21 protein-coding genes and 1 pseudogene are annotated in these 19194 nt (G+C 54.0%); 7 read left to right on the plus strand and 15 right to left on the minus strand.

Features of this window, described 5'->3' with window-relative positions:
* Positions 1 to 225: 225 nt before the first annotated feature.
* The 13 genes from hypF to hycA all read right to left on the minus strand — a co-directional run bounded on the left by hypF (position 226) and on the right by hycA (position 12149).
* Positions 226 to 2478, minus strand: a complete 2253-nt coding sequence (gene hypF / locus A1SC_RS11125) for a carbamoyltransferase HypF (RefSeq protein ID WP_016262462.1) — start codon at positions 2476 to 2478, stop codon at positions 226 to 228.
* Between the two features lie 151 nt (positions 2479 to 2629).
* Positions 2630 to 3157: an electron transport protein HydN gene (gene hydN / locus A1SC_RS11120; protein WP_001078778.1), complete on the minus strand. Its 528-nt coding sequence runs from the start codon at positions 3155 to 3157 to the stop codon at positions 2630 to 2632.
* The gene (locus A1SC_RS25655; protein WP_071985576.1) at positions 3135 to 3467 is read right to left on the minus strand and encodes a hypothetical protein; all 333 of its coding nucleotides are present in this window, start codon (positions 3465 to 3467) and stop codon (positions 3135 to 3137) included. Before A1SC_RS25655 ends, hydN begins: the two co-directional genes overlap by 23 nt.
* 21 nt (positions 3468 to 3488) lie before the next feature.
* Positions 3489 to 4244: a hypothetical protein gene (locus A1SC_RS11115; protein WP_001516942.1), complete on the minus strand. Its 756-nt coding sequence runs from the start codon at positions 4242 to 4244 to the stop codon at positions 3489 to 3491.
* Between the two features lie 42 nt (positions 4245 to 4286).
* Positions 4287 to 4757: a hydrogenase maturation peptidase HycI gene (hycI, locus tag A1SC_RS11110; RefSeq protein WP_000132959.1), complete on the minus strand. Its 471-nt coding sequence runs from the start codon at positions 4755 to 4757 to the stop codon at positions 4287 to 4289.
* A complete protein-coding gene (hycH, locus tag A1SC_RS11105; protein WP_001291934.1) occupies positions 4750 to 5160 on the minus strand; it encodes a formate hydrogenlyase assembly protein HycH in 411 nt (136 codons plus the stop codon). Before hycH ends, hycI begins: the two co-directional genes overlap by 8 nt.
* Positions 5157 to 5924, minus strand: a complete 768-nt coding sequence (gene hycG / locus A1SC_RS11100; RefSeq protein WP_000067394.1) for a formate hydrogenlyase subunit HycG — start codon at positions 5922 to 5924, stop codon at positions 5157 to 5159. The genes hycH and hycG overlap by 4 nt, the downstream gene beginning before the upstream one ends.
* Entirely contained in the window at positions 5924 to 6466 is a 543-nt protein-coding gene (hycF, locus tag A1SC_RS11095; protein ID WP_000493799.1) for a formate hydrogenlyase subunit HycF, read from the minus strand. Before hycF ends, hycG begins: the two co-directional genes overlap by 1 nt.
* 9 nt (positions 6467 to 6475) lie before the next feature.
* Positions 6476 to 8185: a formate hydrogenlyase subunit HycE gene (hycE, locus tag A1SC_RS11090; protein ID WP_001288146.1), complete on the minus strand. Its 1710-nt coding sequence runs from the start codon at positions 8183 to 8185 to the stop codon at positions 6476 to 6478.
* 17 nt (positions 8186 to 8202) lie between these two features.
* Positions 8203 to 9126, minus strand: coding sequence for a formate hydrogenlyase subunit HycD (gene hycD / locus A1SC_RS11085; RefSeq protein ID WP_001516944.1), 924 nt, complete (start codon positions 9124 to 9126; stop codon positions 8203 to 8205).
* A gap of 2 nt (positions 9127 to 9128) precedes the next feature.
* Entirely contained in the window at positions 9129 to 10955 is a 1827-nt protein-coding gene (gene hycC / locus A1SC_RS11080) for a formate hydrogenlyase subunit 3 (protein WP_016262463.1), read from the minus strand.
* The gene (gene hycB / locus A1SC_RS11075; protein ID WP_016262464.1) at positions 10952 to 11563 is read right to left on the minus strand and encodes a formate hydrogenlyase subunit HycB; all 612 of its coding nucleotides are present in this window, start codon (positions 11561 to 11563) and stop codon (positions 10952 to 10954) included. Before hycB ends, hycC begins: the two co-directional genes overlap by 4 nt.
* A gap of 124 nt (positions 11564 to 11687) precedes the next feature.
* On the minus strand, positions 11688 to 12149 hold the full coding sequence (gene hycA / locus A1SC_RS11070; RefSeq protein WP_000158067.1) for a formate hydrogenlyase regulator HycA: 462 nt from the start codon (positions 12147 to 12149) through the stop codon (positions 11688 to 11690).
* 212 nt (positions 12150 to 12361) lie between these two features.
* Between hycA and hypA the strand changes: the two genes are divergently transcribed.
* From hypA to A1SC_RS11035, 7 genes are all read left to right on the plus strand, one after another.
* Positions 12362 to 12712 (plus strand): hydrogenase maturation nickel metallochaperone HypA, encoded by a 351-nt coding sequence (gene hypA / locus A1SC_RS11065; RefSeq protein WP_001516945.1) that lies wholly within the window; start codon positions 12362 to 12364, stop codon positions 12710 to 12712.
* A gap of 3 nt (positions 12713 to 12715) precedes the next feature.
* Entirely contained in the window at positions 12716 to 13588 is an 873-nt protein-coding gene (gene hypB, locus A1SC_RS11060) for a hydrogenase nickel incorporation protein HypB (protein ID WP_000337678.1), read from the plus strand.
* Positions 13579 to 13851, plus strand: a complete 273-nt coding sequence (gene hypC / locus A1SC_RS11055) for a hydrogenase 3 maturation protein HypC (RefSeq protein WP_000334875.1) — start codon at positions 13579 to 13581, stop codon at positions 13849 to 13851. The genes hypB and hypC overlap by 10 nt, the downstream gene beginning before the upstream one ends.
* Positions 13851 to 14972 (plus strand): hydrogenase formation protein HypD, encoded by a 1122-nt coding sequence (gene hypD, locus A1SC_RS11050; protein ID WP_001212982.1) that lies wholly within the window; start codon positions 13851 to 13853, stop codon positions 14970 to 14972. The genes hypC and hypD overlap by 1 nt, the downstream gene beginning before the upstream one ends.
* The gene (hypE, locus tag A1SC_RS11045; RefSeq protein WP_001059917.1) at positions 14969 to 15979 is read left to right on the plus strand and encodes a hydrogenase maturation carbamoyl dehydratase HypE; all 1011 of its coding nucleotides are present in this window, start codon (positions 14969 to 14971) and stop codon (positions 15977 to 15979) included. Before hypD ends, hypE begins: the two co-directional genes overlap by 4 nt.
* Before the next feature lie 73 nt (positions 15980 to 16052).
* Entirely contained in the window at positions 16053 to 18131 is a 2079-nt protein-coding gene (flhA, locus tag A1SC_RS11040) for a formate hydrogenlyase transcriptional activator FlhA (protein WP_001516947.1), read from the plus strand.
* 44 nt (positions 18132 to 18175) lie between these two features.
* Entirely contained in the window at positions 18176 to 18604 is a 429-nt protein-coding gene (locus A1SC_RS11035) for a TOBE domain-containing protein (RefSeq protein ID WP_001516948.1), read from the plus strand.
* Positions 18605 to 18644: 40 nt separating this feature from the next.
* On the opposite strand, the gene A1SC_RS11030 is transcribed toward A1SC_RS11035, so the two are convergent.
* Complete coding sequence (locus tag A1SC_RS11030) at positions 18645 to 18989, minus strand: nitrous oxide-stimulated promoter family protein (protein ID WP_000015482.1); 345 nt, start codon at positions 18987 to 18989, stop codon at positions 18645 to 18647.
* Positions 18990 to 19020: 31 nt separating this feature from the next.
* Positions 19021 to 19190 (minus strand): annotated as a pseudogene (locus A1SC_RS25485) (hypothetical protein).
* Positions 19191 to 19194: the final 4 nt, after the last annotated feature.

Consider the following 19194-nt stretch of genomic DNA (forward strand, 5'->3'; position numbering starts at 1 on the left):
CCTACTGTGCCCAAAATGTCGGATGCGACGCTGGCGCGTCTTATCCGACCTACTACGGAGAGCGCATATGTTGGTCACATAATACGTTCATGACGCATCCACCTACTGTGCCCAAAATGTCGGATGCGACGCTGGCGCGTCTTATTCGACCTACGGGGAGCACATGTGTAGGCCGGATAAGGCGTTTACGCCGCATCCGGCAATGGTGTCCAAATGCAACACGTTTTATCCGTTCTGGACTTCTTCCGCCAGCCAGCGAGCCGCAGCAATAACCCCCTGCCCCAGAGATAATCCACCATCACCCGCAGGTAAACTCTGCGGGAAAAGCAATGTGAAATCAGCGAGATAATGCGCCAGACGTGCACGCAGCAGGCGGTTATGAATAACCCCGCCGCTGAATACCAGCGTAGTGATACCGCGCATCGTAGCCTGCTCGCGCATCAACTCGGCAAACCCCTGCGCCAGCGCATCATGAAACGCCCACGCCCGTTGATTAACCGGAGCTTGCCAGTTCAGCCACTGCCGCCAGAAAATGGCGAGATCCAGGTGATTATTGACCAACGGCATTGTCACCGGATGCTTCACGCCGTGGCATGAAGACGCCAGCGCCTCCAGCGTACAAGCCGCTTCCCCTTCATAACTTAACGTGGCTGGCGCACAGCCCAGCGCCGCCGCCACGGCATCAAACAAACGCCCGCACGATGACGCCAGCGGCGCGTTAATGCCTCGTTCAATGGCCCGCGCCAGCACGCTCCAGTTTTGCTGTTGCACACTTACCGTTTCAGGATAATTCTGCCACTCCGGCACAAAGCGCAGGCACTGCGCCAGCAGGTTACGCCACGGCTGCTTTGCGGCAAGATCACCACCAGGAAGCGCCACTGCAGGCAAGCCGCCCAGGCGCTCGCATTCACGATAGTTCACCCGCAGGCACTCGCCGCCCCACAAAGCGCCGTTCTCGCCCATACCGATACCGTCAAGCGTCAAAGCAATGACATCACCGCCATCCAGCGGCCAGTTATGCTCCGCCAGACACGCCGCCGCATGAGCATGATGATGCAACACCGTTTGCGTCGGCAGATTCATTTCACTCGCCCACTGGCTGGAGACATAGCCCGGATGCGCGTCATGCACAACACATTGCGGGGTGAAATCGTAGATGTTCTGCATCAGGCGTAACGCTTCGCGCCACTGCATCTGGATACCATCGTCGCTTAAATCGCCCAGATGCTGACTCAACACGGCTTGTTCACCGCGCACCAGGCTGAAGGTGTTTTTCAGATCTGCGCCAAGACACAGCATCGGCGGCACATTTTTAAAACCCGGCGGCAAAGCCAGCGCATCCGGTACATAGCCACGCGAACGGCGCAACATTTCGCCACTTTCGCGCACTACCGAGTCATCCATCCGCTGCACAATATCGCGGTTATGCAACAAGAATCCGTCGGCAATGTCCTGCAAATCCTCCAGCGCCTGTTCATTGCTGATAGCCGGAGGTTTGCCACTCAGGTTGCCGGAGGTCATCACCAGCGGGCATTGCAGTTCCTGCAACAACAAATGTTGCAGTGGATTCGCAGGCAACATCACCCCAACTTCGTTAAGGCATGGGGCAATATCGTCACAAAGTTCGGGAACGTATTTTTTATCCACCAGCACAATCGGCGCGGCAGGCGTGGTGAGCAACTGACGGACAGCCTCTGGTAGGTTTTCTACCGTTGGCAACATAACCGCCAGCGGTTTCGCCGGGCGATGTTTGCGCGCTCGTAGTGTTGCTATCGCGTCACTGTTACGTGCATCACAGGCGAGATGAAATCCGCCAATCCCTTTGATGGCGACGATTTTTCCCGCTTTTAACTGTGCTATAGCAGCCTGTAAAGCAGCCTCTTGTTTGGCATGTACATCATTACTTACCCATTCAAGATGCGAACCACATTCCGGGCAAGCCACCGGCTGGGCATGGAAGCGACGATCGAGCGGGTCGCGGTATTCTTTGTCACAGGCCGGACATAACGGAAACGCAGCCATCACGGTAAATGGGCGGTCATAAGGCATCGCGCGAATAATGGTGAAACGCGGGCCGCAGTGGGTACAGTTGATAAACGGATAACGATAACGCCGTTCGCCCAGGGTATTCATTTCAGCAAGACAGGCAGGGCACGTGGCGGCATCCGGAACAATTTGCGTATTCATGGTGCCGCCTGTGCTCTGGCGGATAGTGAACTCAGTGGGCAGTTGTGACCAGATAAACGGCTCACGCTCAACGCTATCAATACGCGCCAGCGGCGGGCAGTGTTGATGCAATTGAACAAGAAACGTTTGCGGATCTTCCAGCAGTCGGACTTCCACGCCATCGCCGTCATTACAGACATCGCCGTGAAGATTTAATTGCTGTGCCAGTTGCCAGACAAACGGACGAAAACCAACGCCCTGCACTTTGCCACGAATACGCAGTTGAACACCGCAAGATGTGTTTTTTGCCATTGAGTTATTCCCGCCATCATGAATCCATAACCCACCCTACCGGATGCGACAGCATCGCATCCGGTAGTCACAGGTCAGCAATATCGCCCGCTCCGTATTCTACGAATATTTCGGGGAATTCCTTTGATGCCAGAATAGTTATGTAAGATTTTTAGAACATCATCGCCGTGCGGCGGCGTTTTTCTGCGCTCAGTTGCTCAAGTTTATTACGATCGACACAAATCAGCGCATGCGTCGGGCACGCAGCCATACACGCAGGGCCGTCTTCACGGTGGTTACACAGATCGCATTTATTGGCTTCGGCTTTATCGGCACGTACATTCAGCCCCGCGCCGCTGTTGCGAATCACCGGACGCACCACCACTTCCATCGCGCCGTACGGGCAAGCCACAACGCAGGTTTTGCAACCAATGCAGCGTTCCTGCATGACATGAACAAACCCTTTATCACGGCTGATAGCACCATTCGGGCAGACATTAGCGCACGGAGCATCTTCACACTGACGACAAACAGTAGCAGTGGAAATGTTCACACCTTTAATGACATGGATACGCGGTAAAAAAGTTTCCGGAGTCAGCGAAGCGCAATCCTGATTTTCCTGATGAGAAACCACGCACGCTACTTCACAGGTACGGCAACCAATACATTTACTCGCGTCAGCAATGATGAAACGGTTCATCAAATTCTCCAGCAATGACAGTTAATGCGCCGATACATTCATAAATCATGCCAGTTTTTAATTTGCTGTTATATAAGGAAAATAATTTTCTGGGGCCGACAAAAACACTGTCATCGACACTAGTGACGATGACATGTGATGACGGTAAGGCAATGAGAGAATCGCAGTGAATCAATTTTCTGATGAATGTTTTATCGTCGCCAGTATAAAAAAGTGATTGCCAGTAATGGTGAAGATTTAGATTAGGCAACCCTGCCGGATGCAGCTTACACGTCGCACGAACCATCCAGGCCCGATAAACGTAGCGCATCAGGCAATTTAGCGTTTGCTGTCAGAGCTGATTCACCCCATCAAGCACATCCCCCTTTATCAAACAACGCTGCGTCAGCGCCAGATCTTCCGTTTGCGGGTCGCGCCCGGCGATGGGTTTGATGATGAGTTTACGGTTGGGGGTATAAGCAAAACGCGTGAGAGCGGGATAGCTTAACTTGCCAAACCAGCCGTGAACGCGCTGCCATTTGGCGTCTTTTACCTGATACAGACTGGTTATCCAGTAACCAGAATCAAACTGCATATCCAGCAATTGCGTGTGACCATTGCCTTGCAAATCCAGCAAATCATCTACGCCAGTTTTGCTTGCGGTGTAAAAACCATCGACCTGGAAAACACACGGGCGACCTTGCTGATTAAAGGTCATCAGGATCAAAAACGAGGAAGGCGCCAGCCCGTTTCCCGAAACGCCTCGCCAGATAACCAAATCCTGAATGCCATTACGATCGAGGTCAGCACGGTAAAATTGCGCATTACCCGCCATATTTTGCAGCACACCCACAGGCACAAACCAGGATTTACCAGCGCGGTCTTTAGCGGTTAATTGCCAGTAATCCTCTTCATTTGGCATCTTCTCAAGCGTCACGCCAGCAACGCCCACTTTTCTAAAATGCCAGTTTTGATCGGTAAAATAAGGCATGGTCAGGAGAGATTTCAGCGCACGCTTTTGCGCGTATTCGCTGTCACTCATCGGCAGATATTCGGTAAAGCTGGTGGCCTGCGCAGGCAGCACAAAGCCCAATAAAAAAGCGCACATCCCTGTCCTGATTTTCAATTCCCTGAATTCCTTAACGAAGAACTACTCTTCTTCCGCCGCTAACTGCGCAAATCCGCCGTTTCCTTCCCAGCCTTCCAGCCGTTGATAAACGGTTTCCACCGCATCTTTAATCGGCTGGGTCATCGGGTAGTAAAAGCCGACGATATCCGGCTGGATGCCGAGGAAAATCACTTCGCCAATATCTTCTTTCAATTGGTCGATAAGGTAATTCAACGGCATGTTATGGGTCGTCATCATAAACATCTCAGCGATGTCATCCGGATCGATGATGCGGATCTCGCCGGGGTTTAGCCCCATATCAGTGGCGTCGACAATCAGCAGTCGTGTCGGGCGCAGCTCGCGGATGGCGACAATGTCGTTTTCCGGTGCGCTACCGCCGTCAATCACCACCCAGTTACCTTTCGGCGCGGCGGCACACTTTTCTGCCAGCAACGGGCCCGCGCCATCATCGCCCATCATGCTATTGCCAACACAAAGTAAAACGTCAGTCACGCAATCTCCTCACCATCAAATAGATGGCGTTTTCCTGATGAATATCATGCAGCATACTTAACAGCATTGTACTCCATTCCTTCTGCTGCGAAGTTTGCGCTGCCCGGGCTTTATCGAATGCATTGGCCAGCATCGGCACATGGTTAATGTCGATGACGATCTCACCGTATTTCGGCACGCCTTCCATTTTTCGGCGGGCTTCGCTGCCCGCCTCCAGTGTCGCAATCCATGCCAGGTATTCATCCCACGGGCAGGTAAGCGCCGCTTCCAGGCAATCGATAACCCCAAGGTGGTGACCAATCGCCAGGCTGTAATAGACCACCTGCTGCGCCTCAGAAGGCGTGGCATCGTTCTCATCAATAAATTTACGGCTCAGTTGACTGAACACCACCTTTTCACTCATCGGATACGCGCCTCTTCAACAACATGATTCAGATGGCTGACAATCTCGTTCAGACGCGGATCGTTTTCCGCCTCCAGCCAGCGTGCAACCTGCTCTTCGCCCTGCCCTAACTGCGTCAGGAAATCATCAGCAATCTGGCGACCGTAACGGTAACCCGCCAGGCGGCGCGCTTCGCGATCCACTTTTACGCGCAGCGGCTGCACCATTTCCGGGTGCAGGATTTCTGCTGGTTGTTCATCCAGTTCGCCGGGGCCACGGGCGTGGATTTTCTGTTCCAGCAAACCGAGCGCCATCGCAAAGCCGTACAGCGTGGCGGCAGGCGTTGGCGGGCAACCCGGAATGTAGACATCCACCGGGACGATTTTATCTGTACCGCCCCACACGCAGTAGAGATCGTGAAAAATGCCGCCGCTGTTACCGCAGGCACCGTAGGAGATACAGATTTTCGGGTCCGGCGCGGACTGCCACGCACGCAGCGCAGGGGATCGCATTGCACGGGTGACCGCGCCGGTAAATAGCAAAATATCCGCATGACGCGGGGACGGAACGACTTTAATGCCGAAGCGTTCTGCATCGAACAGCGGCGAAAGCGTGGCGAAAATTTCGATTTCACAGCCGTTACAGCCGCCACAGTCCACGCGGTAAACGTAGGCAGAACGTTTGATTTTTTTCAGTAACGACGCCTTCATGCTGGCGATGGATTCATCCACCGTCATCGGGACCGGAATGCCGTTGGCGTCACGGGGGCCTAATAAATTGCTCATCAGATGGCCTCTTTCATATGGCGAGTCAGTTCAATACGGTCGGACGGCACCAGGCATTTCTGGCGCTTACATTCCGGGCAAGTCTCAAAGCTTTCGCGGTGGTTTTCCGCGCGGCTGTCGCCGTTGTGCTTAAGCAGCGCAATGGCGTAGTCGATCTCTTTCTGTACGGCGAAAGGACGATTGCAGACGCGGCAGTTGCACAGCGCGAAACGGGACTGTTGCAGGAAGTCTTCTTTCTTCCACACTGCCAGTTCGTACTCTTGCGACAGTTTAATCGCCGCTGTCGGGCAGACTTCTTCGCAGCGGCCACAGAAGATGCAACGACCAAGATTGAACTGCCACGCCAGCTCACCAGTGGCGAGGTCGGTTTCAACCGTTAAGGCGTTTGACGGGCAGGCATTGACACAGGCCGCACAGCCGATGCACTGCTGCGGGTTCTGCTCTGGCTTACCACGGAAGTTTTTATCAACCGCAATCGGCTCCAGCGGATAAGACGAGGTCGCCGTGCCGGTTTTGATGACTTTTTTGATAAAGGTAAACATGGCGATTCCTTATTTCAGCGGCGAGTTTTTACGCTCAATGCTGTAGCGCTCAAGTTCTTTGTACGGCACCACTTTGCTCTTCTTCTTACGCACATCGACCACGGTCATGCGGTCGGTACAGGAGTAGCAAGGGTCGAGGCTACCGATAATCAGCGGTGCATCAGAAACGGTGTTGCCACGCAGCATATAGCGTAGAGTCGGCCAGTTAGCGTAGGTTGCCGCGCGGCAGCGCCAGCGGTACAGCTTCTGGTTGTCGCCGGTCATGCTCCAGTGAATATCATCACCACGCGGCGCTTCGGCAAAGCCCAACGCAAAACGGTGTGGAATATAGGTGAATCCTTCCACCGCCAGCGGGCCACCTGGCAAGTTATCCAGGCCGTAGTCGATCATATTGAGCGAAGTAAAGACTTCGTTGATACGCACTTTCAGACGCGAAATAACGTCACAACCCTGTTCGCTGTGTACTTCCATCGGCAGCAAGCCATAACCAACAAACGGGTGATCGGCACGGGTATCACGAGCGTGGCCGCTGGCGCGAACCATCGGCCCAACGTTACTGAAGTCGCGGGCGATTTCTGGATCAAGACGACCAATTCCGACGGTGCGCTGTTCCATGTTTGGCGTACTCAGCAGCACATCCACCAGTTCCCGCACTTCACGACGCATTTGCTGCGCCAGTTGGCGGGTCTGGATCATGTCATCTTTCAGTAGATCGCGACGAATCCCGCCGATCAAGTTCAGACCGTAAGTTTTACGCGCCCCGGTGAGGATCTCCGCCATTTTCATGGAGGATTCGCGCACGCGGAAGAACTGCATAAAGCCGGAGTCAAAGCCAGTAAAGTGGCAGGCAAGGCCGAGGTTGAGCAGATGCGAGTGCAGACGTTCCACTTCCAGCAGAATGGCGCGGATCATCTGCGCACGCTCTGGTACCTGAATGCCCATCGCGTTTTCCACCGACGTGGTGTAGGCGGTGCTGTGGGCGAAGCCGCAGATCCCGCAAACACGGTCAGAGAGGAACGTCACTTCGTTATAACCCATGCGGGTTTCCGCCAGTTTTTCCATGCCACGATGGACGTAGAACAGGCGGTAGTCGGCGTCGATAATGTTTTCGCCATCGACGAACAGACGGAAGTGCCCCGGTTCGTCAGAAGTGACATGTAGCGGACCAATCGGTACAACGTTATTTTTCTTATCACCCAGTTCGTTGATGAACTCGTAGGTTTCAGCATCGGTGGTCGGTGCCGGACGCTGACGATAATCCATGCTGTCTTTACGCAGCGGGTAGAGTTCATCCGGCCAGTCATCCGGCAGCACCAGACGACGTTCATCCGGCAGGCCAACCGGAATCAAACCGTACATATCGCGCACTTCACGCTCGCCCCACACCGCCGCCGGAACGCGCGGCGTCACGGACGGATATTCTGGTTTGTTGGCGTCAACTTCGACACGCACGGTTATCCAGCACCTGGTGCCCTTCTCCATCGACAGCACGTAGTAAACGGCATAATGGCCATTCAGTTTGCGCTCGTCGTTACCAAACAGCACCGACAGCCAGCCACCCTGTTTGTAGTAGAGAAACTCCACCACTTCCGGCAGGTAGTTCACCTTTACGGTAACGGTAAGCTGATCTTTGGTCTGCCAGGCGTGGTCCAGCACGACGCCCGGAAATGCCTCATTCAGCGCGGCGAGATAATGTTGACCTAATTTTTCTTCAGACATGCTCAAACTCTCTTTAATCACGCCGCCAGCAAGGAGACGAACGCTAAAAATGCAAAGCCAAAACCAGCCCAGGTCATGCGCGGAGTAATATCAAGACGCAGACGGGCCATGCTGTTTTCGAATAGCGCGATAACCAGTACACCGACCACCAGTTTGACGATGGCAATCACCAATGCCAGCAGCAGCCCACCGGCGGTGAAGGTTTCCATTTGTCCCCACGGGATAAACACCCCGACGAACATCTGCAACACCACCAGTTGTTTCAGGCTGATCCCCCATTTCATTACGCCAAAGCCGCTACCGCTGTATTCAGAGAGCGGCCCTTCCTGCAACTCCTGCTCGGCTTCCGCCAGGTCGAACGGCAGTTTGCCCATTTCGATAAAGGTGGCGAATGCACAGGCGCAGAGCGCCAGCACCAGTGGAATACTTTGGCTCAGCGGCCAGTGATAAACGGTGTCGGTGATGTTGCTGATGTTGGTGGAACCGGCAACCTGTGCGGCGACCCACAGCCCAAGCAGCAGCATCGGCTCAACCAGCACACCCAGCATCGCTTCACGGCTCGCGCCGATAGCGGTAAACGGGCTACCGGTATCCAGACCGGAAATGGCAAAGAAGAAACGCGCGATAGCGAAGAGATACAGTAAGGTGATCAAATCACCCAGTTGCGGCAGCGGAGAACCGACGGTCACTACCGGTAACGCAGTGGCGATAGTCAGCATGACGCCCACCATCACATACGGCGTCAGGCGAAACACCCAGCCAGAGGCATCCGGGCCAACGCTCTGGCGACCCAGCAGTTTGATAATGTCGCGATACTCCTGCAGCACGCCTGGTCCGCGACGGTTATGCAGACGGGCGCGCGCCACGCGGGTAATACCGGAGAGCAGCGGCGCAACGGCAAATAACACCAGCGCCTGAATTAACGGATACAAAACACTCATTCTCAGGCTCCTCGTGAAACAATAATCACCACCAGTACCGCCAGTTCAACCAGCGCCATCCGGCGGAACAGCAACGCACTTCCCTCGCTCTGCCAGCCCGGCACCAGCGACACCGGATTCAGCACTTTGCGCAGTTTCAGCACCGGCGCAAACGCCTGTTTCACCGGCATGGCAAAACCGTGAGCAGTAATCACCATTGATTTTTCGTGGTCATAGCCACACACCCATGCCGCGCCACGGGAACGTGACGGCAGACGGTCGCCTTTGCAAATCGCCATAATGATGAATGGCAGCAGCGGGCAGGCAATCAGCAGCAACGTGATCATCGGTTGAGAAACGGTGGTGTTAGCAGGCTCCAGCGGCAGAGGTACAGCAGCAGACAGCATCGGCAGCAGCCACGGCGCAGCAACACCGCCAATCACGCAGCAAATCGCCAGTGCCACCACACTTACGCTCATCAGGATCGGCGCACAGGTGGCGTTTTCGGCTTCTTTGGTACGCGGTGCGCCGAGGAAGGTTACGCCATAGACTTTCGCCATACACATCACCGCCAGCGCACCGGTAATTGCCAGACCCACAGCGAGCAGCGGCCCCAGCAGACGGGCAACAAACGCGCCGTTATTGCTCAGTTTGAAGAAGGATTGATAGATAACCCATTCACCGGCAAACCCGTTCAGCGGCGGCAGCGCCGCCATTGCCATCAGCCCGACTAACATGGCGATGGAGATAACCGGCATTTTCTTGCCAATTCCGCCCAGTTTTTCGATATCGCGATGACCAGTACGGAACCAGACGCTACCCGCGCCGAGGAACAGTACGCTTTTGAACAGGCTATGGTTAAGCAGATGGTACAGACCACCGACCAGGCCAAGGGCAATCAGCGCCGGTTGTTCAAGCGCGATACCCGTTACACCAGCACCCAGCCCCAGCAGGATAATGCCGATATTTTCCAGCGTGTGGTAAGCCAGCAGACGCTGGATATTGTGCTCCATCAGTGCATACAGACCGCCGACGAACGCGGTGATCATGCCGAGCACCAGCAGCGCAATCCCCCACCACAGCGGTGCGTTCCCCCCCAGCAGCGACAGAGTTAAAATACCCAGCAGGCCAATTTTCATCACTACTGTGGAAAACAGCGCTGCCGCTGGCGCAGAGGCGTTGGCATGAGCCTGCGGCACCCAACCATGCAGTGGGATAATCCCGGCCAGCAGGCCAAAGCCAATCACGCCAAGCAGCCAGATATCGGAACCGAGCGGCAGTTGTTGCACGCGCATATCCAACAGGCGCAAATCCAGCGTGCCATAACGCTGCCACACCAGCCAGCAAGCGATCGCCAGCAGCAAAGTACCAAGACGCCCCAGCGCAAACCACAGTTTGCCCTCTTTGCTATTACTGGTGAGGAACACCGCGCACAGGGCCATGATTTCAGCCATTACCACGAACATGCCCAGGTTACTGGCGATGACAGCGCACACGGCGGCAGCCATCAACATATTGATCTGCAAGCCGTTGCATTTCACCTGCGCATGGCGATGCCAGTCAATGTTGTAGAGGCTGACAAACAGGCCGCACAGACCAAGGGTAATCAGCCAAATCGCGTTAAGCGGGGAAATTTGGATATCAAAACTCACCAGCGACAGCGCACCGCTCACGCCGACCGCGCCCGTCAGCACGGTGAACCCTGCAGCAGCCGTGTACAGGCTACCGACCGCGCCGCCAATCCCGGCAATCCAGCCACTTAGCGCCTTATGAAAAGAAAAGAGAAATGCCAGAACAGCGGCGGCGGCAAACCACGCCACGCCGCTATTGATCAGTGAAATTGCGCTCATTTAGCCTCTCCACTTTGAGCCTGCTGAAACAAGGTGAGATCGCCAAAGTCCGTGTTAAAAGTCAGCTCACGCTTACGCTTGCTGACGCGGGCGATATCGGTGTTATCCACCAGATGCAGGGCTTTGGTCGGGCACATCCGCACGCAGGCCGGACCTTGTTCATCAAAACTACAGAGGTCACATTTGACGGCGATTGCGCGAATACCCGGCACCCAGTCAAGCAACGTGCTGACACGCGCCGGAGCAGGCGGTGCCGGTGGCGCTTTCGCGGTATTGGCGTTTGCCGGAATATCCAGCGGACGGCTGCCGGAAAATTCGATTGCGCCAAACGGACAGGCAATGCCGCACAGTTTGCAGCTTACGCACAGACTTTCATTAAGCTGGACTGCGCCATCAACGCGGGTAATGGCGTTAACCGGGCAGACCACCGCACAGGGCGCATCTTCGCAGTGATGGCAAAGCTGCGGTGCAGATTCTTTATCACTCAGCATCACTCGCAGGCGCGGCATAGATTGCAGGCCGTGCTGGCGATGCGTCTCTGAACAGGCTGCTTCACAGGTGTGGCAGCCGATACAGAGCGTGGAGTCAGCAATTACAAAACGATTCACCAGGCATTCCTCAGGTGATTGTCATTTTTGACGAAAACATGCCGATGAAATGTCATTTTCGACACTCATCGACACGCCCATCCCCAAACAGGCATGACGCCTGCAACACAGGCAAAGCCTCAGCTCATGCTGCCGAGCTTTGTCCCTTTACCAGTTGGCTTAAATTCACCGGGGTATTGTTTTCAATAGCGGTGTATAAGCTGTCGTAAACGCCAGCGATTTTTTCGAGATAGTGTTCCAGCACTTGTTCGCGATTGCGGATGTTGACCTTGCCATCAATCATGCCGTCAATGCCCAACTGAGCCTGTGCAATCTGCTGTTTATCTTCGCCGTCTTTCGTTTCAACGTAGTACTCGATGGTGTGGCTGTTAAAACCATCCCCGAGGGTGACGTAAATTCGAAAATGCTCAAAAAGAACGAAACAGAGTTCTTTATCTGGCGCGCAGCTCATAGCGTGATGCAAACGCGCTTTTGATAACGTGATCCCCTGAACCAGCGAATTGCAGTAAATATGCCACTGGTCCTGTAGGCGACGATGCCGCTGTGCGATGTAATCGGCTTTCTCGCTTATTTCCCAAATAGTCATTGTCAGGTTACCCGTTTAACAGAGATGCCTGCCCTCAAGCATTTTTTGTGCCAATTTTTAATCTATTGTTATTTAAGTATTTTTTATGATTCCACTGAATTTCGACGCCGTGTCGACGTGTCATTTCGACATCATCGACATTATTCACCGCAGCGATAATCAACGCTGGCACAATTATTGCTTATAGCTGGCAATAGTTAATGGGAGGCGATATGCACGAAATAACCCTCTGCCAACGGGCACTGGAATTGATCGAACAGCAGGCCGCAAAGCATGGCGCAAAACGCGTAACTGGGGTCTGGCTCAAAATTGGCGCATTTTCTTGTGTCGAAACCAGCTCTCTTGCCTTTTGTTTTGATCTGGTTTGCCGCGGCAGCGTGGCGGAAGGTTGTAAACTGCACCTCGAAGAACAAGAGGCCGAATGCTGGTGTGAAACATGCCAACAGTATGTGACGCTACTGACCCAGCGCGTCCGCCGCTGTCCACAGTGTCATGGCGACATGCTGCGCATTGTGGCAGACGACGGTTTACAGATTCGGCGGATAGAAATAGACCAGGAGTGAGCGATGTGTACAACATGCGGTTGCGGTGAAGGCAACCTGTATATCGAGGGTGATGAACATAACCCTCATTCCGCGTTTCGTAGCGCGCCTTTTGCCCCGGCAGCACGCCCGAAAATGAAAATCACCGGCATTAAAGCGCCTGAATTTACCCCCAGCCAGACTGAAGAAGGCGACCTGCATTACGGTCACGGAGAAGCTGGCACTCACGCGCCGGGCATGAGCCAGCGCCGGATGCTGGAAGTGGAAATTGACGTGCTGGACAAAAATAACCGTCTGGCTGAACGCAATCGCGCACGCTTTGCTGCCCGCAACCAACTGGTGCTCAACCTGGTTTCCAGCCCTGGTTCCGGTAAAACCACGCTGCTGACCGAAACCTTAATGCGCCTGAAAGATAGCGTTCCGTGTGCGGTTATCGAAGGTGACCAGCAGACAGTTAACGACGCCGCGCGCATTCGCGCTACCGGCACACCGGCAATTCAGGTAAACACCGGTAAAGGCTGCCATCTCGACGCACAGATGATTGCCGACGCCGCACCGCGTCTGCCATTAGACGATAACGGTATTCTGTTTATCGAAAACGTTGGCAATCTTGTATGCCCGGCCAGCTTCGATCTCGGTGAAAAACACAAAGTGGCGGTGCTCTCGGTCACTGAGGGTGAAGATAAGCCTCTGAAATATCCGCATATGTTTGCCGCTGCCTCGCTGATGTTGCTCAACAAAGTTGATCTGCTGCCGTATCTCAATTTCGACGTTGAGAAATGCATCGCCTGCGCCCGCGAAGTCAATCCAGAAATTGAAATCATCCTGATTTCCGCCACCAGCGGCGAAGGGATGGACCAGTGGTTGAACTGGCTGGAGACACAGCGATGTGCATAGGCGTTCCCGGCCAGATTCGCACCATTGACGGCAACCAGGCGAAGGTCGACATCTGCGGCATTCAACGCGATGTCGATTTAACGTTAGTCGGCAGTTGCGATGAAAACGGTCAGCCACGCGTGGGTCAGTGGGTACTGGTTCACGTTGGCTTTGCCATGAGCGTAATTAATGAAGCCGAAGCGCGCGACACCCTCGACGCCTTACAAAATATGTTTGATGTTGAGCCGGATGTCGGCGCGCTGTTGTATGGCGAGGAAAAATAATGCGTTTTGTTGATGAATATCGCGCGCCGGAACAGGTGATGCAGTTAATTGAACATCTGCGCGAACGTGCTTCACATCTCTCTTACACCGCCGAGCGCCCACTGCGCATTATGGAAGTATGCGGCGGCCATACCCACGCCATCTTTAAATTCGGTCTCGACCAGTTGCTGCCGGAAAACGTTGAGTTTATCCACGGTCCGGGTTGCCCGGTGTGCGTACTGCCGATGGGCAGAATCGACACTTGCGTAGAAATTGCCAGCCATCCGGAAGTCATCTTCTGTACCTTTGGTGACGCCATGCGCGTACCCGGTAAACAGGGGTCGCTGCTACAGGCAAAAGCGCGCGGTGCCGATGTGCGTATTGTCTACTCACCAATGGATGCGTTGAAACTGGCGCAGGAGAACCCAACCCGCAAAGTGGTGTTCTTCGGCTTAGGGTTTGAAACCACCATGCCGACCACCGCCATCACTCTGCAACAGGCGAAAGCCCGCGATGTGCAGAACTTTTACTTCTTCTGCCAGCACATTACGCTGATCCCGACTCTGCGCAGTTTGCTGGAACAACCCGACAATGGCATTGATGCGTTCCTCGCGCCGGGCCACGTCAGTATGGTTATCGGCACCGACGCCTATAATTTTATCGCCAGCGATTTTCATCGTCCGCTGGTGGTCGCTGGATTCGAACCACTTGATCTACTACAAGGCGTAGTGATGCTGGTAGAGCAGAAAATAGCGGCTCACAGCAAGGTAGAGAATCAGTATCGCCGGGTAGTACCTGATGCCGGTAATCTGCTGGCGCAACAGGCGATTGCTGATGTGTTCTGCGTTAACGGTGACAGCGAATGGCGCGGACTGGGCGTGATTGAATCTTCTGGCGTGCACCTGACGCCGGACTATCAGCGGTTTGACGCTGAAGCGCATTTCCGCCCGGCTCCGCAGCAGGTTTGCGATGATCCGCGCGCGCGCTGTGGCGAAGTATTGACGGGCAAATGTAAGCCGCATCAATGCCCGTTATTTGGGAACACCTGTAATCCTCAAACCGCGTTCGGTGCGCTGATGGTTTCCTCCGAAGGAGCCTGTGCAGCGTGGTATCAGTATCGTCAGCAGGAGAGTGAAGCGTGAATAATATCCAACTCGCCCACGGCAGCGGCGGCCAGGCGATGCAGCAATTAATCAATAGCCTGTTTATGGAAGCTTTTGCCAATCCGTGGCTGGCGGAACAAGAAGATCAGGCACGTCTTGACCTGGCGCAACTGGTGGCGGAAGGCGACCGTCTGGCCTTCTCCACCGACAGCTACGTCATTGACCCGCTATTCTTCCCTGGTGGCAATATTGGCAAGCTGGCGATTTGTGGTACGGCGAATGACGTTGCGGTCAGCGGCGCAATTCCACGTTATCTCTCCTGTGGTTTTATCCTTGAAGAAGGGTTGCCGATGGAGACGCTAAAAGCGGTCGTCACCAGCATGGCAGAAACCGCCCGCGCGGCTGGCATTGCCATTGTGACTGGCGATACCAAAGTGGTACAACGCGGTGCTGCAGACAAATTGTTTATCAACACCGCAGGAATGGGCGCGATCCCGGCGAATATTCACTGGGGCGCACAAACTCTGACCGCAGGCGATGTATTGCTGGTTAGCGGTACGCTCGGTGACCACGGTGCAACTATCCTTAACCTGCGTGAGCAACTGGGGCTGGATGGCGAACTGGTCAGCGACTGTGCAGTGCTGACGCCTCTGATTCAGACACTGCGTGACATTCCCGGCGTGAAGGCGCTGCGCGATGCCACCCGCGGTGGAGTGAACGCGGTGGTTCATGAATTCGCGGCAGCCTGCGGTTGCGGTATTGAACTTTCAGAAGCTGCACTGCCGGTTAAACCTGCCGTGCGCGGCGTTTGCGAACTGCTGGGACTGGATGCCCTCAACTTTGCCAACGAAGGCAAGCTGGTGATCGCCGTAGAGCGTAACGCGGCAGAGCAAGTGTTGGCGGCGCTGCATTCCCATCCACTGGGACAGGATGCTGCGTTAATTGGCGAAGTGGTGGAACGTAAAGGTGTTCGTCTTGCAGGGCTTTATGGTGTGAAACGAACTCTCGATCTACCACACGCCGAACCGCTGCCTCGTATATGCTAATAAAAATCTAAAGCTCCTTTAATTTGTCATTTACCTTTTGCACCGCTTAGCGGTGCTTTCCTGGAAGAACAACATGTCGTATACACCGATGAGTGATCTCGGGCAACAAGGGTTGTTCGACATCACTCGGACACTATTGCAGCAGCCCGATCTGGCCTCGCTGTGTGAGGCTCTTTCGCAACTGGTAAAGCGTTCTGCGCTCGCTGACAACGCGGCGATTGTGTTGTGGCAAGCGCAGACTCAACGTGCGACTTATTACGCGTCGCGTGACAAAGAACCCCCAATAAAATACGAAGACGAAACCGTTCTGGCGCATGGGCCGGTGCGCAGCATTTTGTCGCGTCCTGATACGCTGCATTGCAGCTACGAAGAATTTTGTGAAACCTGGCCACAACTGGCCACAAGCGGTTTATATCCCAAATTTGGTCACTATTGCCTGATGCCACAGGCAGCGGAAGGGCATATTTTTGGTGGCTGTGAATTTATTCGTTATGACGATCGCCCGTGGAGCGAAAAAGAGTTCAATCGCCTGCAAACATTTACGCAGATTGTTTCTGTTGTCACCGAGCAAATTCAGAGCCGCGTCATCAACAACGTCGACTACGAACTGTTATGTCGGGAACGGGATAACTTCCGCATTCTGGTCGCCATCACCAATGCGGTACTCTCCCGCCTGGACATGGACGAACTGGTCAGCGAAGTGGCGAAAGAGATCCACTACTACTTCGATATCGACGATATCAGTATCGTCTTACGCAGTCATCGTAAAAACAAACTCAACGTTTACTCCACTCATTATCTTGATAAACAGCATCCCACTCACGAACAGAGTGAAGTTGATGAGGCCGGAACCCTCACCGAGCGCGTATTTAAAAGCAAAGAGATGCTGCTGATTAATCTCCACGAACGAGATGATTTAGCCCCCTACGAACGCATGCTGTTCGACACCTGGGGAAACCAGATCCAGACGTTGTGCCTGCTACCATTGATGTCTGGTAATACCATGCTGGGCGTATTGAAACTGGCACAGTGTGAAGAGAAAACCTTTACCACCACCAACCTGAGTTTACTGCGCCAGATTGCCGAACGTGTGGCGATTGCCGTGGATAATGCTCTTGCCTACCAGGAAATCCACCGTCTGAAAGAGCGGCTGGTTGATGAAAACCTCGCCCTGACAGAACAACTCAACAATGTGGATAGTGAATTTGGCGAGATTATTGGTCGCAGCGAAGCCATGTATAGCGTGCTCAAACAGGTTGAGATGGTGGCGCAAAGCGACAGCACCGTACTCATTCTTGGTGAAACTGGCACAGGAAAAGAGCTGATAGCCCGCGCAATTCACAATCTGAGTGAGCGAAACGGTCGTCGAATGGTGAAAATGAACTGCGCCGCCATGCCTGCCGGATTGCTGGAAAGCGATCTGTTTGGTCATGAGCGTGGCGCCTTTACTGGTGCCAGCACCCAGCGCATCGGTCGTTTTGAACTGGCGGATAAAAGCTCGCTGTTCCTCGATGAAGTGGGTGATATGCCGCTGGAGTTACAGCCGAAGCTACTGCGCGTGTTGCAGGAACAGGAGTTTGAACGCCTCGGCAGCAACAAAATTATTCAGACGGACGTGCGTTTAATCGCCGCGACTAACCGCGATCTGAAAAAAATGGTCGCTGACCGTGAGTTCCGTAGCGATCTCTATTACCGCCTGAATGTCTTCCCGATTCATCTGCCACCGCTACGCGAGCGTCCGGAAGATATTCCGCTGTTGGCGAAAGCCTTCACCTTCAAAATAGCCCGCCGTCTGGGGCGCAATATTGACAGTATTCCAGCCGAGACTCTGCGCATATTGAGCAACATGGAATGGCCGGGTAACGTCCGCGAACTGGAAAATGTCATTGAGCGCGCGGTGCTGCTGACTCGCGGTAACGTTCTACAACTCTCTTTACCCGATATCTCACTACCGGAACCTGAAACGCCGCCTGCCGCGACGGTCGTCGCCCAGGAAGGTGAAGATGAATATCAACTGATTGTCCGTGTACTGAAAGAGACCAATGGTGTAGTTGCGGGGCCGAAAGGAGCTGCACAACGTCTGGGGCTAAAACGCACCACCCTGCTGTCACGGATGAAACGGCTGGGAATTGATAAAGCGGCATTGGTTTGACAGATTTAGTTATACTCAGTCAACATTCAATGAAAGGAGGCAGTATGGCAGTTTCAGCAAGAAATCAATTAACCGGAACCGTTAGCGCAGTAGCAATGGGCGCGGTGAATGATGAAGTAGAACTGACGCTGGCAGGTGGCGCTAAGCTGGTGGCGATTGTGACCCACAGCAGCCAGCAAGCCCTGGGGCTGGCAAAAGGGAAAGAAGCGATTGCCCTGATTAAAGCCCCGTGGGTAACGCTGGCAACGGAAGACTGTGGACTGAAATTCTCCGCTCGCAACCAGTTTGCTGGCAGTGTGTCGAAAATCACCGAAGGCGCAGTGAATGCCACTGTCCATATCAAAACGGATGCGGGTTTTGAAATTGTGGCGGTGGTAACAAATGAAAGCCAGGATGAGATGAAACTCACCGCTGGCTCGCGCGTTATTGCGTTGATCAAGGCATCAGCAATCCTGATTGCGACCAAAGCGTAAGCGCCGTATTTGCCGGGGAATATAAACTCCTCCGGCAAATTTATTTCTTCGGGCGATATTTTTCTGGCAGTTCCGGCACCGGACGCTTGTCATCAATCAGATGACGCACGGTTAAGATCGGATGACGCCACAGCATTCGCGGCCCCGCCCAACGCATAATCTGCTTCATCTCTTCACGCTTCGCAGGCTGATAACAGTGCACCGGACACTGCTTACAGGCCGGTTTCTCTTCGCCAAACACACATTTATCCAGCCGTTTTTGCGCATAAGCAAACAACGCCTCGTAATGCTCCGGCTCCGCTGACGCCTGCGGGCATTTCGCTTGATAAAGATCGATCATTTTTTTAATCGTCAGTTTTTCACGAGAGATACGCTTGCCGGACATGCTGCCTCCACACTCTTAAGGTGCATTTATATTACAACTTAATTTTAAAGGGGACTATGGCTCTGAAGGAGGAGGTTTCTTCAACCAACGCAATGTTTTCATAATCAACACGCAAAAGCTGCAAAACAGCATCTTTCCCGGAACCAGCATCAAGAACTCACCGTTCGCGTCTTCCCCTGAAATGATTAACTCCGGTATCATGTGC

This window comes from Escherichia sp. KTE52 (assembly GCF_000408325.1).
Taxonomy (GTDB): Bacteria; Pseudomonadota; Gammaproteobacteria; order Enterobacterales; family Enterobacteriaceae; genus Escherichia; species Escherichia marmotae.

Excerpts from the sequence above, each read along its gene's own strand:
- hypF (WP_016262462.1), bottom strand. The coding sequence starts at position 2,478 with ATGGCAAAAAACACATCTTGCGGTGTTCAACTGCGTATTCGTGGCAAA.
- hydN (WP_001078778.1), bottom strand. The coding sequence starts at position 3,157 with ATGAACCGTTTCATCATTGCTGACGCGAGTAAATGTATTGGTTGCCGT.
- A1SC_RS25655 (WP_071985576.1), bottom strand. The coding sequence starts at position 3,467 with ATGCGCTACGTTTATCGGGCCTGGATGGTTCGTGCGACGTGTAAGCTG.
- A1SC_RS11115 (WP_001516942.1), bottom strand. The coding sequence starts at position 4,244 with ATGTGCGCTTTTTTATTGGGCTTTGTGCTGCCTGCGCAGGCCACCAGC.
- hycH (WP_001291934.1), bottom strand. The coding sequence starts at position 5,160 with ATGAGTGAAAAGGTGGTGTTCAGTCAACTGAGCCGTAAATTTATTGAT.
- hycG (WP_000067394.1), bottom strand. The coding sequence starts at position 5,924 with ATGAGCAATTTATTAGGCCCCCGTGACGCCAACGGCATTCCGGTCCCG.
- hycF (WP_000493799.1), bottom strand. The coding sequence starts at position 6,466 with ATGTTTACCTTTATCAAAAAAGTCATCAAAACCGGCACGGCGACCTCG.
- hycE (WP_001288146.1), bottom strand. The coding sequence starts at position 8,185 with ATGTCTGAAGAAAAATTAGGTCAACATTATCTCGCCGCGCTGAATGAG.
- hycD (WP_001516944.1), bottom strand. The coding sequence starts at position 9,126 with ATGAGTGTTTTGTATCCGTTAATTCAGGCGCTGGTGTTATTTGCCGTT.
- hycC (WP_016262463.1), bottom strand. The coding sequence starts at position 10,955 with ATGAGCGCAATTTCACTGATCAATAGCGGCGTGGCGTGGTTTGCCGCC.
- hycA (WP_000158067.1), bottom strand. The coding sequence starts at position 12,149 with ATGACTATTTGGGAAATAAGCGAGAAAGCCGATTACATCGCACAGCGG.
- hypA (WP_001516945.1), top strand. The coding sequence starts at position 12,362 with ATGCACGAAATAACCCTCTGCCAACGGGCACTGGAATTGATCGAACAG.
- hypB (WP_000337678.1), top strand. The coding sequence starts at position 12,716 with ATGTGTACAACATGCGGTTGCGGTGAAGGCAACCTGTATATCGAGGGT.
- hypC (WP_000334875.1), top strand. The coding sequence starts at position 13,579 with ATGTGCATAGGCGTTCCCGGCCAGATTCGCACCATTGACGGCAACCAG.
- hypD (WP_001212982.1), top strand. The coding sequence starts at position 13,851 with ATGCGTTTTGTTGATGAATATCGCGCGCCGGAACAGGTGATGCAGTTA.
- flhA (WP_001516947.1), top strand. The coding sequence starts at position 16,053 with ATGTCGTATACACCGATGAGTGATCTCGGGCAACAAGGGTTGTTCGAC.
- A1SC_RS11035 (WP_001516948.1), top strand. The coding sequence starts at position 18,176 with ATGGCAGTTTCAGCAAGAAATCAATTAACCGGAACCGTTAGCGCAGTA.
- A1SC_RS11030 (WP_000015482.1), bottom strand. The coding sequence starts at position 18,989 with ATGTCCGGCAAGCGTATCTCTCGTGAAAAACTGACGATTAAAAAAATG.